Annotated in this window: 12 protein-coding genes and 1 tRNA gene; 5 read left to right on the plus strand and 8 right to left on the minus strand. The window is 62.5% G+C overall.

All coding sequences use genetic code 11. The annotated features are described in order from the left end of the window. Positions 1–2 precede the first annotated feature (2 nt). From V6M89_RS10430 to V6M89_RS10450, 5 genes are all read right to left on the minus strand, one after another. The gene (locus V6M89_RS10430) at positions 3–1,205 is read right to left on the minus strand and encodes a DesA family fatty acid desaturase (RefSeq protein ID WP_332853122.1); all 1,203 of its coding nucleotides are present in this window, start codon (positions 1,203–1,205) and stop codon (positions 3–5) included. Between the two features lie 111 nt (positions 1,206–1,316). After that, positions 1,317–2,696 (minus strand): mechanosensitive ion channel family protein, encoded by a 1,380-nt coding sequence (locus V6M89_RS10435; RefSeq protein WP_332853123.1) that lies wholly within the window; start codon positions 2,694–2,696, stop codon positions 1,317–1,319. Positions 2,697–2,780: 84 nt separating this feature from the next. Then, complete coding sequence (locus V6M89_RS10440; RefSeq protein WP_332853124.1) at positions 2,781–4,085, minus strand: RsmB/NOP family class I SAM-dependent RNA methyltransferase; 1,305 nt, start codon at positions 4,083–4,085, stop codon at positions 2,781–2,783. 18 nt (positions 4,086–4,103) lie between these two features. Continuing rightward, the gene (gene purN, locus V6M89_RS10445) at positions 4,104–4,715 is read right to left on the minus strand and encodes a phosphoribosylglycinamide formyltransferase (RefSeq protein WP_008451497.1); all 612 of its coding nucleotides are present in this window, start codon (positions 4,713–4,715) and stop codon (positions 4,104–4,106) included. A 124-nt stretch (positions 4,716–4,839) separates the two neighbouring features. After that, complete coding sequence (locus V6M89_RS10450) at positions 4,840–5,238, minus strand: barstar family protein (protein WP_116990492.1); 399 nt, start codon at positions 5,236–5,238, stop codon at positions 4,840–4,842. Positions 5,239–5,675: 437 nt separating this feature from the next. Between V6M89_RS10450 and V6M89_RS10455 the strand changes: the two genes are divergently transcribed. From V6M89_RS10455 to V6M89_RS10470, 4 genes are all read left to right on the plus strand, one after another. Further along, the gene (locus V6M89_RS10455) at positions 5,676–6,200 is read left to right on the plus strand and encodes a glycine zipper 2TM domain-containing protein (protein WP_332853125.1); all 525 of its coding nucleotides are present in this window, start codon (positions 5,676–5,678) and stop codon (positions 6,198–6,200) included. Positions 6,201–6,317: 117 nt separating this feature from the next. After that, a complete protein-coding gene (locus V6M89_RS10460) occupies positions 6,318–7,118 on the plus strand; it encodes a spermidine synthase (RefSeq protein WP_332853126.1) in 801 nt (266 codons plus the stop codon). A gap of 54 nt (positions 7,119–7,172) precedes the next feature. Further along, positions 7,173–8,987, plus strand: a complete 1,815-nt coding sequence (locus tag V6M89_RS10465; RefSeq protein WP_332853127.1) for a GspE/PulE family protein — start codon at positions 7,173–7,175, stop codon at positions 8,985–8,987. Positions 8,988–9,059: 72 nt separating this feature from the next. Beyond that, a tRNA-Lys gene (locus V6M89_RS10470) sits at positions 9,060–9,135 on the plus strand. Between the two features lie 83 nt (positions 9,136–9,218). Here the strand turns inward: V6M89_RS10470 and V6M89_RS10475 are convergent. Beyond that, positions 9,219–12,392, minus strand: coding sequence for a diguanylate cyclase (locus tag V6M89_RS10475; RefSeq protein WP_332853128.1), 3,174 nt, complete (start codon positions 12,390–12,392; stop codon positions 9,219–9,221). Continuing rightward, complete coding sequence (locus tag V6M89_RS10480; protein ID WP_332853129.1) at positions 12,389–14,143, minus strand: CocE/NonD family hydrolase; 1,755 nt, start codon at positions 14,141–14,143, stop codon at positions 12,389–12,391. The genes V6M89_RS10475 and V6M89_RS10480 overlap by 4 nt, the downstream gene beginning before the upstream one ends. 138 nt (positions 14,144–14,281) lie before the next feature. Between V6M89_RS10480 and V6M89_RS10485 the strand changes: the two genes are divergently transcribed. After that, on the plus strand, positions 14,282–15,346 hold the full coding sequence (locus V6M89_RS10485; protein WP_332853130.1) for a hypothetical protein: 1,065 nt from the start codon (positions 14,282–14,284) through the stop codon (positions 15,344–15,346). Positions 15,347–15,374: 28 nt separating this feature from the next. Here the strand turns inward: V6M89_RS10485 and V6M89_RS10490 are convergent, their stop codons facing one another. Continuing rightward, the gene (locus V6M89_RS10490; RefSeq protein ID WP_332853131.1) at positions 15,375–16,574 is read right to left on the minus strand and encodes a citrate synthase family protein; all 1,200 of its coding nucleotides are present in this window, start codon (positions 16,572–16,574) and stop codon (positions 15,375–15,377) included. Between the last annotated feature and the right edge of the window lie 5 nt (positions 16,575–16,579).

Here is a 16,579-nt window from a genome sequence, read left to right on the forward strand (position 1 = left end):
TCTTATGCGTAGCTGCGCAGGCGGAGCGAGAAGTCTTGCAGCGACTTGATGCCCGACGCTTCAGCGCGGTTGCACCAGTCTTGCAGCTTGTGCAGCAACTGGTCGCGGGTGAAGTGCGAACGCTCCCAGATCACACCCAGTTCCACGCGCATCGTGTGCATGGTTTCCAGCGCTTTGCTGTGCTGGAACAATTCCACCAGCTGTTGCTGCTGCGGTGCTTCCAGCTTGCCCGGCTCGCGCTGCAACAGCTTGCGCGACGATTTCAGGAAGCGGGCTTCCAGCTGGGCCTTGTCTTTCAGGTGTTCCAGCTCTTCTTTCCAGGCATGCTTGACCGATTTGGCGTACTTGGCCATCACGTCGTAACGGTTGGCGATAACCGATTGCAGCGTGTCGAAGTCGGCTTCGATCTTGCCCTTGGCGAACTTCGGCTCCGGTGCGCGTTTCTTGACCTTGGCCAGGCCCACCATTTCCAGCGCGCGGATGTAGCCCCAGCCGATGTCGAATTCATACCACTTCGACGACAGCTTGGCCGAGGTGGCGAAGGTGTGGTGGTTGTTGTGCAGCTCTTCGCCGCCGATCAGGATGCCGAACGGGATGATGTTGGTTGCCGCGTCGGAGCAATCGTAGTTGCGGTAGCCCCAGTAGTGGCCGATGCCGTTGATGATGCCGGCCGCCGTGACGGGGATCCACATCATCTGCACGGCCCACACACTGATACCGATCACACCGAACAATACAAAGTTGACCACCAGCAGCGCCGCCACACCCTGCCAGCTGAAGCGGGTGTACAGATTGCGTTCGATCCAGTCGTCCGGCGTGCCATGGCCATACTTTTCCATGGTTTCCAGGTTCTTCGATTCAGCGCGATACAGCTCGGCGCCTTCCCAGAAGACTTTCTTGATGCCGCGCGTGACCGGGCTGTGCGGATCTTCCTCGGTGTCGCACTTGGCGTGGTGCTTGCGGTGGATCGACGCCCACTCCTTGGTCACCTGGCCGGTCGTCAGCCACAGCCAGAAACGGAAGAAATGACTGGGGATGGCGTGCAACTCCAGCGCGCGGTGCGCTTGGTGGCGGTGCAGGTAGATGGTCACACTGGCGATGGTGATGTGCGTAACTGCCAGCGTATAGAAGAACACTTGCCAGGCGGTGAGTCGGGTGACGCCGTTAGACAAAAAATCCAGTACAGCATTTAAACTAAAAATCATTACTACTCCAAAGTGGGCGTGTCTCGCTGTGCGGTCGTTCCGCCAAGATTGCGTTTTTAGCAGGCGCAGGAAGTCCGTCAGTCGTACTTTTGGACGTTATTGTACGCTGATTTAAACGTGATTAGCGGAAGGATTTCCCTCGGTCACTGACGATTTCTGTGGCACGGTCGTGCTTTCCTGCGGCCCGAATTGCTCCGGCACGGGGCCGAGGATGCGCATTTCGCGCTGCGGGAACGGCACGGAAATGTTGGCGGCCTTCAGCGCGCGCCAGATCGCGCGGTTGACGTCCGAGGTCACGCCGCCGCGGCCGTTCTGCGGATCGTTGATCCAGAAATTGACCTGCAAATCCAGGCCGTCCGCGCCAAAGCTCAGCAGCTGCGCCGACGGCAGCTTGTCTTCCTTCTGCACCCGCTCCACCGTCAAGGCGGCGTCTTCCAGCAGCTTGAGCACCATGTCGACATCGGTGTCATACGCCACCGACACCTTGGTCGAGATATTCAGCATGCTGCTCGACAGCGAGGAATTCTGCACCGCGCCCGACACCAGCATCTCGTTCGGCACGATGGATTCGACGCCGTCCAGGCCTTGCAGCACGGTGTAACGGGTGTTGATCTGCGTCACACGGCCGCTGTATTTATCGACGGTGATCATGTCGCCGATGGTCAGGCTGCGGTCCAGCAGGATCACGAAGCCGGACACGTAGTTGCTGGCGATCTTCTGCAAGCCCAAGCCCAGGCCGACGCCCAGCGCGCCGCCGAACACCGACAGCACCGTCAGGTCGATGCCCACCAGCGACAAGCTCATCAACACCGCCACCAGGATCAGCAGCGCGCGCGCCGTGCGCGCCACCACCACCCGCAGGTTGGAATGCATGCCCTGCACTTTCATCAGCTGCTCTTCCAGCGCGGCGCCGGCCCACATCGCCAGCATCAGCAGCACGATCACCGAAATGGTGGCCTGCAAAATATCGGCCAGCGACACCTTGTATTTACCCAGCGGCAAAACGGTGCCATCCATGAAATCGAACACTTCCTGGTACAGGCCGGTGATATACAGCACGAAAGCCAGCCACACCAGCAGCTGGAACACTTTCTCGAAGGCCAGCATGGTGGCGCTGATCTGGCCGTGGCGCGCAAACACGCGGCGCAGCAGGTAGACGGTGAAGCGGATCACCACCAGCGAACCGAAGATGGGCAAGGCCACCTTGATCAGGTTGACGTGGAAGTGATACTTGGCCAGCGCCACGCGCGACAAGGCTAGCAGGCAGACCACGGCCAGCGGCGCCATCACGCGGCCGAAACTCTCCACCCCGAAGCCCAGCATGCCGCTCTGCACCTCCTGGCGGCCAAAGCGTTTCTTCAGCAACCGCGCCAGGCCCCAGCCCAGGATCACGGAACCGACGATGGCGGCGATTTGCCACAGGCGGCTGGGATCTTGCAGGTCGCCGGTCAGGTCGTCGATCAGATTGAGCAGAGGCTGTTGTTGTGTCATAGCGCTGGGTGTGTTGGCTGAGGTGTGTAGATTAACGTAAAAAAGGCCGGAAGCCCGGCCTTTTGCGATGAGTCATGCGGCCGATTACTCGTCGGCGGCTTCCTCGTCATCCTTGACGATGACTTTCTTGACCATCGGCTTGCGCTCGAACACGGCGGCGAAGAAGCCGTCGGTCTGGTGCTTATGCGGCAGCAGCTTCAGATAGTCGCCCATCTCCAGCTCGATGCGCTGCTCAACCAGCACCTTGCTCATCGGCACCAGTTCGAAGTCCGGATGGGTGTCCAGGAATTGCTTGGCGATGAATTCGTTCTCGTCGTCCAGGAAGCTGCAGGTGGCGTAGACCAGGCGGCCGCCGCCCTTCAACAGGCGCGCGGCGCCGGCCAGGATGGCGGCCTGCTTGACTTGCAGTTCGCCGATCGCGCTCGGCTGCTGGCGCCATTTGACGTCAGGATTGCGGCGCAGGGTACCCAGGCCCGAGCATGGCGCATCGACCAGCACGCGGTCGATCTTGCCGGCCAGGCGCTTGATCTTGGCGTCGCGTTCGTGCGCGATCTGCACCGGATGCACGTTGGACAGGCCGCTGCGCGCCAGGCGCGGCTTCAGCTTGGCCAGGCGCTTCTCGGAAACGTCGAAGGCGTACAGGCGGCCGGTGTTGCGCATGGTCGCGCCCAGTGCCAGCGTCTTGCCGCCGGCGCCGGCGCAGAAGTCCACCACCATCTCGCCGCGCTTGGCGCCGACGATGGCCGACAGGATCTGGCTGCCCTCGTCCTGCACTTCGATATGGCCGTCCTTGAACAGCGGCAGGTTTTGCAGCGCAGGCTTTTGCAGCACGCGCAGACCCAGCGGCGCGAACGGCGTCGGCGTGCTGCGGATCGGCGCTTCGGCCAGCTTGGCGGCCACCTCGTCGCGGGTCGCCTTCATGGCGTTGACGCGCAGGTCCAGCGGCGCAGGCGAGTTCATGCCGTCGGCCAGCGCCAGCGTTTCTTCCTCGCCCATCTGCTCGACCAGCTTGTCGAACAGCCACTTCGGCATGTTCGAGCGGCTCGACTTGTGCATCACCTTGCGGTCGATTTGCAGGATGCGCTCGACCCAGGACACTTCGTCCTCGGTCAGGCCGCCCAGCGATTCAACGCCGACCGCGTCCGCCATGCCCAGCAGGGTCAGGCGACGCATGGTGGCGCCGCCGCCGGCTTCGGAGAAATCGGTATAAAACGATTTATTGCGCAGCACGTTGTAGATGCACTCGGCGATGGCGCCGCGCTCACGGCCGCCCAGGCGATGGTGGTCTTTGAAATAGCGCGACAGGGTGGTGTCGGCCGGCGCGGCAAAGCGCAAAATCTCGCGCAACACTTCTTCGGCGTTGGCGAGTATCGCTGGTGGCAATCTCATGGAATTCCTTGGTTAGTTTTACTTTGTGTGGTCCACGTGGACCGCGCCCTGCGCTATCGTCAACCTGTCTTCTACAAACCAGCGTATCGCACGCGGGTAAATGACATGCTCCTGCTGCAGCACGCGGGCGGACAGGGTTTCAACCGTATCGTCGGGCAACACGGGCACGGCGGCTTGCGCCACCATCGGCCCGTGATCGAGTTCGGCCGTCACGAAATGCACCGTCGCCCCATGCTCTGCCACGCCGGCGGCCAGCGCCTGCGCATGTGTCGCCAGGCCGGGGAACAGCGGCAGCAGCGATGGATGGATGTTGAGCATGCGGCCGGCGTAATGCGCGACAAACTGCTCCGTCAAAATCCGCATGAAACCTGCCAGCACCACCAGATCGGGCTGGAAGCCGTCGATCACGGTTTGCAGGGCTGCGTCGAACTCGGCGCGGCTGGCATAGTCTTTATTGGCAACAATAGCCGTCGGAATTCCATGTTCAGCAGCGAATACCAGCCCGGAGGCGTCGGCGCGGTTGCTGATGACGGCCGCAATACGGGCGGGCCAGCGCTCGGCTTGCGCCGCGCGGACGACCGCTTCCATGTTGCTGCCGCGACCGGAAATCAAGATGACGATGTTTTTCATAGGCCGACATTGTACCTTGTTCAGGCAGTCGGGACTACAACTGAACAAGATTTGTTGCAATGCAGCAGGGCGCTACGGGGCGCAGAACACCCGCCCCCACGCTGGCGTGGGAGACGGCTCCGGCTTACTCGAAGGAGTAAAATACCCGGAATGGGACTTTTTTGTCGGCCCAGTAATCGGCAGCGTCGCGGAAGACATCCAGCAGGGTTTCCCGTGCTTCCTTGTCAAATTTCTGGGTATTGGGCAATTGCTCCAGCACCACCAGGAAACCCTCCTGGGTGCCGGCGCCGGCCATGGTTTCGGTTAATGTTGTCCGCAAACCATCGAAATTCTTGCCTATACCCTTGGGGAACTGGAACGATTCCGCAATGATGCCCAGGACTTGCTGCTTGGTCGCGCCGGCGATGCAATGCGCGTACAGGAAGTGGTGTCCGAGGCGGGCCGCTTCTTCTTGCAGTTCGACCACGCGGAAGGCGCGGATCGATTGCACGAGGTTGGGCGGCACGGTCATTAGCAAACTCATGTTTCCCTCAATTTGACCTGGTATGTACGGTGTGTCCACTTTACTGTCGAGCGTGCCTATTTTGTGAATTAAAGAGTAAATAATTTGAGCACCTGTCCACTTTACACGGCAAACTGGTCTGCGTTCGCCATGGCTGATTCAATATGTTTCTCGAATCCCATACGCATATTAGGGTAACGTGTTGTTCCTCCTAGATCAACACGAATGTGATGACCCACGCAATATTTGTTAAAAACAGAACATTTTGTAAGTGTTTTAGGGGTCAAATCGGCACAATTCCCACTTTTGGCCGGGCGACGCCGTTTCGTGACCACTGTTACAATTTGTTGCCACAGATACCTGTTTAGCACTAGTTGCAGCCCGCTTCCCGGATTACCATACAAACCATGCAATATCAGAGCCCCTGATAAGACATCCAAACTGAAACGAGGTACCAAATGAACTTGCAAGCCAAATTGATCGCATCCGTACTGTGCGTAGGCGCCCTGCCTTTCGCTGTTCAAGCTCAAGCTGCCGACTTTGAAGATTTCGGCCGTGTGGTTCGTGTGACCCCGCAAGTGGAGCAAATCAACCGTCCGCGCCAGGAATGCCGCACCGAGTACGTGCAGGTCCAGCAGCCGGCGCCATCGCGCGGCGTGGGCGGCGCCATCATCGGCGGCCTGATCGGCGGCCTGGCCGGTAACCAGGTCGGCGGCGGCACCGGCCGCTCGGTCGCCACCGCGGCGGGCGCCATCGCCGGCGCCGTTGCAGGCGACCGCATCGACAACGCCAACACCCCGTCCAGCGGCGGCACCCAGGAACAGCAAGTGAAACAGTGCCGCACCGTCGACCACTGGGAATCGCGCACTTCCGGCTATGAAGTCACTTACGACTATCGCGGCCGCAACTACACCAGCGTGATGTCCTACGATCCGGGCGAGCGCGTGCGCCTGCGCGTGGTCGTCGAGCCGATGCAGCGTTAATCTCCCGCTCCTCCCCCAGCACTGCCGGTCCGATGACCGGCAGTGTCGTTTTCAGGCTTGCTTTGCTGCAAGGCATCGCGGGATAATGCCGGTTCACCTCTGTCGCCCCTCCATGCCATGCTGATCAAACGAAAATCCATCGAACAAGTCGAATCCTCCCGTCCCGCCTCGCCCGCCACCCGCAAGCCCAGGTACGCGCCGGTGACGCTGTCGGAGCAGGATGGCGTGCGCTACCTGCATTTCGGCACGGAATGGGTGCAGGGCGCGATGCGCATCCGCAAGCCGAACTGGCCTGAGCTGGAATACGCACAACAGATGATGGCCTGGATGCTGTGGCTGGAAAAGCCGGCGCAGATCGCCCAGCTGGGCCTGGGCACGGCCACGCTGACCAAATACTGCTACACCACCTTCCCCGAGGCCGCCGTCACGGCCGTCGAGCTGAACCCGTCGGTGATCGCCATCTGCGCCTCGATGTTCAAGCTGCCGGACAACGACGAGCGCCTGCGCGTGGTGGAGATGGACGCCCTCGACTACGTCAACGACGAGGCCAACGCCGGCACGCTGGACGTGCTGCAGGTCGACCTGTACGACGCCACCGCGCGCGGCCCGGTGCTCGACAGCGCCGAGTTCTACCAGTCCTGCAACGCCTGCCTGGCCGACGACGGCATCATGACGGTCAACCTGTTCGGCGACCATCCCAGCTACGCGCGCAACATCAAGGCCATCAAGTTCGCGTTCGAGCAAGTCATTTGCCTGCCGCAGGTACATGATGGTAACGTGGTGGCGATCGCCTTCAAGCGCAAGCGCGCGATCGACCTGGAGGCGCTGGCGGCGCGCGCCGCGCAGATCACCGCCGACACCAAGCTGCCGGCCAAGACCTGGGTCAAGGGCATCGGTATAGGCATAGCAGCGAAGTAAGCAAGGCTAATGCGGCAGCGGGCCGTTCCGCTGCCGACTTTTGAAAGTGGCACGATGTCCGCAACGTCCGCACCTAGCATCAGTCCCGCCGCCAAACCGGCGCCGCTCGATCTGCAGCAGATCTACACCTGGCTGCTGGCCGACGGCATGATACGCAAGGCCGAAGTCAAGGAACTGTACGCGCAAAGCCAGGGCATCCTGAAAAACGCGATCGGCCCCATGCATCCGCTGTGCGCGGTGGCGCACGGCAAGCTGCTGTCGGCGCTGCCGCCGCACAAGCTGCTGACCCTGGACGCGCTGTGCGAATGGCTGGCGGCGCGCACCGGCCTGGCCTTCACCCGCATCGATCCGCTGAAGATAGATTTCACCCGCGTGGCCGACGTGATGTCGGCCAGCTACGCGGCGCGCTTCAACATCCTGCCGCTGGAGCTGAACGGCGACACGCTGGTGGTGGCCACCGCCGATCCCTACGCGGTCGAGTGGGAAGCGGAGATCGCCAAGATCTCGCGCCGCACGATACGCCGCGTGATCGCCAACCCGCTCGACATCGCGCAGTACACCACGCAGTTCTTCAGCCTGGCCAAGTCGATCAAGAAGGCCAACAAGAACAACACCAACGACCTGGCGCTGCGCAACAACTTCGAGCAACTGGTCGAGATGGGCAAGACCAACAAGCAGGTCGACGCCAACGACCAGCACGTGATCAACATCGTCGACTGGCTGTGGCAGTACGCGTTCGAACAGCGCGCCTCGGACATCCACCTGGAACCCAAGCGCGACATGGCGGCGATCCGCTTCCGCATCGACGGCGTGCTGCACCAGGTGTACCAGGTGCCGGCGGTGGTGATGATCGCCATGACCGCGCGCATCAAGCTGCTGGGACGCATGGACGTGATCGAGAAGCGCCGCCCGCAGGACGGCCGCATCAAGACCCGCACCGCCGGCGGCCAGGAAATCGAACTGCGTTTGTCGACGCTGCCGACCGCCTTCGGCGAGAAACTGGTGATGCGTATCTTCGATCCCGACGTGGTGGTGAAGACCTTGCCGGAACTGGGCTTCCCGGTCGACGACGCGCAGCGCTGGGACGAACTGACCGCGCGCCCGCACGGCATCATCCTGGTGACGGGGCCGACCGGCTCCGGCAAGACCACCACCCTGTACACCACGCTGAAGGCGCTAGCGACGTCGGAAGTCAACGTCTGCACGGTGGAAGACCCGATCGAAATGGTGGAGCCGGCCTTCAACCAGATGCAGGTGCAGCCGGGCATCGACCTGTCGTTCGCCGACGGCGTGCGCGCGCTGATGCGGCAAGACCCGGACATCATCATGGTCGGCGAGATCCGCGACCTGGCCACCGCCGAGATGGCGATCCAGGCCGCGCTGACCGGCCACCTCGTGCTGTCGACCCTGCACACCAACGACGCGCCGTCCGCCGTGATGCGCCTGCTGGAACTGGGCGTGCCCTACTACCTGCTGGAGGCGACGCTGATCGGCATCATGGCGCAGCGCCTGGTGCGCACGCTGTGCACCGAATGCAAGAAGGACGACGGCGAACTGACCGACGACATCTGGCACAGCATAGGCGGCGCCTGGGACTTGCCCAAGCCGACCACGGTGTATCGCGCGGTGGGCTGTCCCGAATGCCGGCAGACCGGCTATCGCGGCCGCACCGGCATCTACGAGTTGCTGACGGTGACCTCGGGCTTCAGCGACATGGTGCGCGAGCAGACTGACATCCAGGCGCTGCGCCGCCAGAGCGTGGCCGACGGCATGAAGCCGCTGCGCATCGCCGGCGCGATGAAGGTGCAGGAAGGCGTGACCACGGCCGACGAAGTGCTGAAGGTGACGGCGGCGCTGGGGATGAAGTAAGAAGGGAATAAATTGTTTTCACAAAACCCTTTGCAGTTGCCGGCAGGCTGTATATAATACGGCCTCTTTCGGGGGTCGTTAGCTCAGCTGGTAGAGCAGCGGACTTTTAATCCGTTGGTCGCAGGTTCGAATCCCGCACGGCCTACCACCGAATTCAGTAGTACCAATTGAGGCTTACCGCTCCGGCGCGTAGGCTTTTTTTGCGTCCCTCACCATAGCCGGCGACGATCTTCAGGGGCTCGCCGGCGTGCGCCAGGAGCGCTGGATGGTGACGCAGCCCGACTCCTCCCATGTCGCCAAAGGTTGCCGCATCAATACTCGCAGGCCTTCCACATCCTGAGGGCTCACTTCCGTCACCCCGTACCAGCCGTTGCGGCCACCGTTCTTCACCAGGTACAGGGACGCATCCGCAATCTCCCTGACAGCCGACCAGTCCAGCGCGCGCGGGAATCGGCTGGACAGCGGGAAACATGCATAGCCGACCGAGCAGGTTTTCTGCAGCAGGCTGCCGTCCGGCAGCGCGAACGGCTGGTCGGCCACCGCCATGCGCGCGCGTTCCGCCAACTCCGCCGCGCGCTCGCGCCGGGTGCCGCGCGCGACCACCAGGAATTCCTCGCCGCCCCAGCGAATCACATAATCGCTCTCGCGGAAAATGCTGAGCAAGCGGTGGCGCATCTGGCTGAGCACCGCGTCGCCGCCGCCGTGCCCGTAGTGGTCATTCACCTGTTTGAAATGATCGATATCGATCAGGAAGAAGATCAGATCGGCCTCCTCGACTGGCGCCTCGGGGCGGCGCTGGCGGTCCTCGTGGTGGCGGATGGACAGCGCGATGTCCGCATCGATGCGCTCGGCAAGGAAGCGGCGGTTGTGCAACCCTGTCAGCGGATCGGTCAGGCTGGCCAATTCCAGCGCCTGCGACTTGGCCTCCAGCGCGGCCGCCATTTCCTGCAGCTCCGCGGTGCGCTCGGCGATGCGCGATTCCAGTACTTCCTTGCCGCGCCGCAGGCGCAAGGTACGCCACTGCACCACGCCCATCACGGCGGCGCCGGCCAGCGCCAGCATGCCCAGCCTGGCCCACCATGTTTCCCACCAGGCCGGCAACACCGTCACCGCCAGCGACGCCTGCGCATCGCTCCATACGCCGTTGCGGTTGCTGCCCTGCACCTGCAGCGTGTATTCGCCGGGCGGCAAGTTGTCGTAGCTGGCCACGCGCAGGTTGGCAGCCGTTTCGCGCCAGCCGGAATCATACCCAAACAGCCGGTAGCGATAGCGGTTGCGCTCGGGGGCGCTGTAGTCGAGCGCGGTGAACTCGGCGCGGAACGAGCGCTGCGGCGGTGCGACGGTGATCCCGCCCGATGCGGGGAGCTCCACCTGCCGCGCGCCGACCGACAGCGCGGTGAGCAACACCGGTGGACGATACGACCAGACCGCATATTTATCCGGCTCCACCACCAACAGGCCGGACGAGCCGCCGAACAGCATGCGGCCGTCGCGCAATTGGGCATATGAGCGGAACCAGCCGGTGCCGATATCGACCCCGTCGGCCAGGCTCAATTCGTCATAGCGCCCAGAGGCGGGGTCGTACATGCCGCGCTGGGTCCATATCCTCCCGGCCCGGTCGCGCAGCAAATTGGCGCCGATCGGATGCCCGTCCGCCCCCTTGCTATCGATGGCCAGCGTGTAGCGCGCCGTGTCCCCCTCAAAGCGGTCGACGCGATAGCGCCCGCCGTCGGAGTCGATCCACAGTCCGTCGGCATCGGCCAGCATGCCTTTCACGGCGTAGCGGCCATCGGCCGGTTTCGGCGCCGCCTCCAGTTTGCGCGCCGTGCCGCTGGCGGCGTCGATGCGGAACACGCCAGCGGCGGTGCCGGCCCACAGACGCCCTGCCGGATCCGGCACCACGGCGTCGACTATGCCGCGCATCTGGCCGCCGCCCGCCAGCATCACCGGCGTCGGCGCGCCCGCGTCCGGGGCTTTGCGCAGCAGTCCATTCGGGGTGCCGACCCACAACACGCCATCGCGGTCGGCCAGCATCCGCCGGGCGCCGCCGGCGACGTCGAAACGCCGTAGGAAGCGGCGGCCCTCGTCGAATTCATACACGCCGGTGCCGGTGCCGGTCCAGACATGTCCGTCGCGCCCGCGCGCGAGGCTGATCACCTGCTCGTCGGGCGCACTGCCTCGCGCGGGCTGGGCGGGCAGCGCCATGTCGCCGGTGCGCTGCAAGCTCTGGTCGAGCACGGAAACGCCAAACTCCCCGCGCCCCAGCCAGATTTCGCCGTTGCGCATTTCAACGATGCTGCGCGTGACGATGCCGTCCGATGGATCGTCGAGCGCCGGCCGGTGGACGGCAATGCCCGGCAGCGGCGGCACATAGCGCTGCACGCCACCGCCGTAGGTGCCGACAAACAGCACCCCCGAACGGTCGCGCACGATGCCCTGCACGATGGGCGCAGCCAGCGAGCCGATCCGCCTGGCGATGTGCCGTATCCGTTGCTGCAGCGCGCCGCTGTCGGCCGCCCGGATTTCTATGCCGTTGGTCCGCCCTATCCACATCTGGTTGCCATCGGTTTCCTCGATGGCGTTGACCGCGTTGCCCGGCGCGGCCTCGCCATCGAGCAGCCAGGTGGCCTGTCCGGAAACCGGGTCCACAATCAACAGCTCGCCGCTCACGGTGCCGACCCACAGGCGGCCGGCGCGGTCTTCCCGCAGCCTGGACACCACCTGGCGCGCCAGCCTTGCCCGATCCTGCGGATCGCGCAGCGCCGGCAGGTAGCGGTCGGCCGCGCGCGCCTTGCGCACCAGTCCCTTCTCGCTGCCCACCCACAGGTCGCCGCGGCGGTCGAGCAGCAAGGCTCCGATATTGTTGTCCGGCAGGCCGCCGTCCGCGGCACGCACGTGCGAGAAGCGGCCTGTGGGCGGATCAAAGTGATCCAGCCCCCCGCCCTGGGTGCCGATCCAGAAACCATCCGCGCCGTCGGAAATGATGGCGCGGATCGAGCCCGGGGCCAACGATTGCGGGGTCTTCGGATCGTGACGGTAAAACACCGAGAGCCCGGTGCGCGGGTCCAGCGCCACCAGCCCGACCGAGGGCAGGCCCAGCCACACCCGTCCGTCGCGCCCGGCCGCGATCGTCGAGACGAAACTGATCAGCTCGGCATCGCCGGCACGCTCCTTCAGCGGGAATCTGACGAATTGATAGGCGTCATAGCGCGCCACGCCGGTCGCGCCGCCGGCCCAGATATACCCCTGGGCGTCCTGCGCCACCGCGCTGACCACGCCGTCCATAATGCTGTTGTTGGTGAGCGTCTGAACGAACTGCGGCTCGGAAAGATGCTGGACGCCAGCACCTGCCAGGGAGGTCTGAACACACAGCAGTAACAGCAGGCGCAACTTGGCAGTCTTCAATTTTTTTCCCGCACCAATCGCAAGATCGGCACCGTGATATAGCTGCGATTCGACCATTCTACCTTCAGCTTCTCCTTCGCATCGGCAATAGTTTCATCGCTCACATCCTTGCCTGTGCCGTAATTCAGTTGTGAGAACGGGTTTTTGTTCACGTTCAGGTAGACCACCAGCCGGCTTCCCTTGCCCAGCCGCTTGCTGACCAACTTGGTCGTGCCCAGCGGGATGCGCTCAAGCTGGCCAGGCGTGAGCAGCATGCGGCGGCTTGGATCCTTCGCATAGCTGGCGCGATTGATGATGTAAGAGAGGTGGAAGTACTTCCCCTCCGGCGTCAGCTCGTACATGGTCACGCCCAGGTCGAAGTCGCGCTTGTTGATACGCGCGACAATCTCGCCGCCAAAGGCGCCGTTGTACAACACCTCGTCCTCGAACGGTGCGCTGATAAAAATATAGCCGCTGCTCGTATCGATCTCGTCTGTCACGATCGAACCCGGGTAGTAGTCATTATTGAACTGCTTGCGGTCCCGAAAGTCGACCACCTGCTTGAGCATGGCCGGCTTGTCCGGCTGGGTGGCGCTCAGAAGGTGCGCGCGATGCTTGCTTGCGCTTGCGAGCGGCACATTGCTCAAGTAGAGCTTGAGCGTTTCATTGCTCATCGCTGCCAGCGAAGGCGCGCTGCGCCACTGCTCGCTCCCCATGACCTGGTAGTTGATCTTGTCCTTCAACACGGCGGGCTTGGGTCCGCTTTTCAGGATGTAGTCCAGCCATTGATACGTGATGGCCTTGGTATCGATCAGCGCAGCGTCCGGCACTTCCATGCCATTGATGAGCTTTTCGCCGCCGCGCTGCGCCCCGAAGTGGCCGTAAGGACCGATGATCAGGTAGTGCTCGGCGTTCGGCACATGGCGCAGGTGCTCACGCAGATAATTCAGGCCGGATACCTGCGAATCGTTGTAGTAACCGTCCACCGACAATACCGGTATCCGGATCTGGGCAAACTCTTCCTTGTACGGCGCCATCGCCTGCCAGTAAGCGTCGTAGGATGGGTGCTGCATCCAGCGTTGCAGCAAGGGGTTGGGCACGCCGTCGATCTGGTCGATGGTGCGATAGGCAGCGCCGCTGTTCCACCAGGCGAACTGCATCTTGCGGAAGCGCTCGCGGTCATCGTTGACGGCGCTGTCGAGGGTCTGGTTGTTGCCGACGTAGAAGGCCCACTGGTAGTTTGGATTGATGAAGACATTGTTCTCCATCGGCAAACCCATTCCCGGGCGGTTCGCCACATAGGGCACGATGGTCTTAAGGGCCGGGTGCAAAGTCTTGGCCGCCGCCCATTGCGTAAAGCCGTTGTAGCTGCCGCCGAACATGCCGACCGCGCCATTGCTCCACGGCTGGCGACTGATCCAATCGATGACATCGTAGGCATCCTTGGCGTCATACTCGTACGGTGCAATGGGGTCCGGACTCAGGTACTTTCCACGGCTGTAGGCCATCATGGCGACATAGCCGCGGTCGGCGATTTCTTTCAGACTCGCCAGGTCCCGCTCGGGGCGAACGTAGATGGTGAACTGCAGCACCGTTGGCAGCGTGGGCGCCGCATCTTTTCGGCGTACCAGCATCCCCGACACGGTGGCGCCGTCGCGGGTCGTGAGCATCACCTTGTCTTGCACTTCGTAGTCGGCGCCAATGGCTGGCTGCGCATCGGCCACGCGGGTCATCGACAACAAGAGTGCGATGATTGCCAGGACATTCCTCATAGTCCGCCTTTCGAATGGAATTCTTCTGGAACAAAGTGAGGGCAATACTAACAGAGCCGCTTTAACTACAAGGCAAACTACGTTGACAAACAGCGATCCTGCTACTCTAAAGAGACCTAACTCCAAAGGGAAGTATCGATGAGAAAACAGTGGAAAACCCGTGAAAACACTTCGAACATACAAAAGCAATCGCGCTTTCTGGACTGGATAGTCGACAAGGACAAGAGATCGACGGCGGCCTGGCTCGGCTCAGCGGTAGGCATCGCGTTCATCCTGGGCTATTACATTTCTCTTGGTGACGGCTTTACCCCAAACGTGAAAATCGGCGAGGCTTCAATCGTACTTTTTAAGGCGGCCCTTCTCGGCACCGTCCTTTTTGCAGCGTTTTGCGTTGGTGTTTTTTCTCCAGCATGGGCGTTTAGAATGGCCGACATAGACATCGACAATCTGCGAGGCACCAGTCGCAGACCAGTAATATCATCGCTCCTTCGGCGCAGTATTGCGGCTCAGGTACTGGGCGCATCACTCACATCCTGCCTTTACTTGGTCTGCACTTCCGATACAGGAGATAGCAACTGGCAAGCACTCTTCTTTGCATGCTTGGCATTGGGAGCGTGCGCGACAATCCTCAGATCGCGCCAGCTGAAAGAGTTCGGATTCCCGGAGTCGCGCTCCACATTCTGGCAATCGATCTTTTGGCTTACCACTACGTCATTCTTTTCACTCCTCATTTTTGTAATTATCATTAGCGTTAATCACAAAATGCCACCCATGCTCGACAGCATCGTTGCTTGGGGCGCGCTGGCCGTCATATCCGGAATTCTCGGTACTATTCGCAGAACTGACCTAGTTCCGTCGTCATTTTCCGCACTATTCTTCTTCATTTTCATTCTTCAATACTTGCAAGTCTTCAATTGGCCATTTCAAGCCGTCGCCTATATGGTGGGTATCGCAGAGCCAAAACCGGTCACTTTAGTTCTGCCTTCAGACATCTGCCCACAACTTCAGCGTGCGTTCCGTGGCACAAGAGAATTAGAGTGCGAAGGAGAAAATTCTGGGGTACTCACGCAGGTATTACTACAAAACTCTTGGGGTGAGCGTTGGCTGGTACGTGCCAGTGTAGATTCAGAAGGGATCACTTTTAACGGTAGCAATGTAGTCATACGCAAGGACAAATCTCGTGTGAAGAAGCCCGTTCCGTAGCGTGACAAAATACGTATTTTTCTCGTTGTTATTCCACTTGGTATTTTCCGACATAGCGCGCACGCGGGCGTATCATGCCGCCGTCGGCGATCTGCTCTGCGGCTTGCGCGATCCAGCCGGCCGAACGGGCCAGCGCGAACAGGATTTCTCCGGCCGCCGGCGGCCATCCACAGACGATGCCCATGGCCGCCAGCGCGTAGTCGGCGTTGGCCGGCATGCCCAGCCTGGTGGCGACGCGAACGCCGATCTCCAGCACGGCACGGGCTTGCGGCCATTGCGCCATGCGCTCCAACAGATAAGCCCCGCGCGGATCGCCTTGCGGGTACAGGGGATGCGAGAAGCCGAACAGGGCGGGATCGCGGCCATCGAACCAGGCGGCGATGCCGTCCTCCAGACTATCCGACGCCAGCGCCACTTCCAGCATCGCGCGGATCAACGTGCTGCCGCCGCCGTGCTGAGGGCCGGACAAGGCGGCCAGGCCTGCACTGAGCGTTGCGGCCAGGCCCGCACCGGTCGCGGCGACGCAGCGCACGGTGAAGGTGGACGCATTCAACTCATGATCCGCCAGCAGCACCAGCGCGGCGCGTATCCAGTCGGCCTGCGCGGCGTCTGCCTGCCAGGCTTGCGCGATTTGCAGGTGCAGCGGCGCCGCATCAGGCGCGCGCTTCAGCAGCAGCCCGGCAAGCAAGCGCATCAAGGCGGCGCCGGCCACGAAGCGGCCGTGGGCATCGTCCGCCTGCGCAGGGATGGCTTGCGCGTGCACCGGCAGCATGCACATCGCCGCTTCCAACGGCGGCATGGATGACAGGATGGCGGCAATTGACGCCAGCGCATGCGCGGGCAGCGCGGCCTGGACGGCGGCTGCGGCAAAGTAGTCATGGCCGCCGTCGTCCCACAACAGGCAAGCCACCTGCTCCAGCGTCGCGCCGTCGGCCAGCGTCAGCACGTCGTGGCCGCGATAGTGCAGGCGGCCGTCGGCGATGCGCGAGATGCGCGTCTCCAGCACCGGCGTGCCCCAGTTCATCGCGGCGGCGACCTGGTGGCCGCCACGCTTGCCGTCGGCCTTGCGCGCGGCCAGCCGCAGCACCTCGTCGTGCGGATAGCGTTTGCGGCGCTCGGCCTGCGCGCTGCTGGGCGTCAGCATGCCCCGGCTGACATACGAGTACAGGGTGGCGAGGCTGACGCCGAGGATGCGCGCCGCCTCGGATGCGGACAGGTCTTTGTTCATGGGCC

The organism is Duganella sp. S19_KUP01_CR8 (assembly GCF_036688705.1).
Lineage (GTDB): Bacteria > Pseudomonadota > Gammaproteobacteria > Burkholderiales > Burkholderiaceae_D > Rugamonas.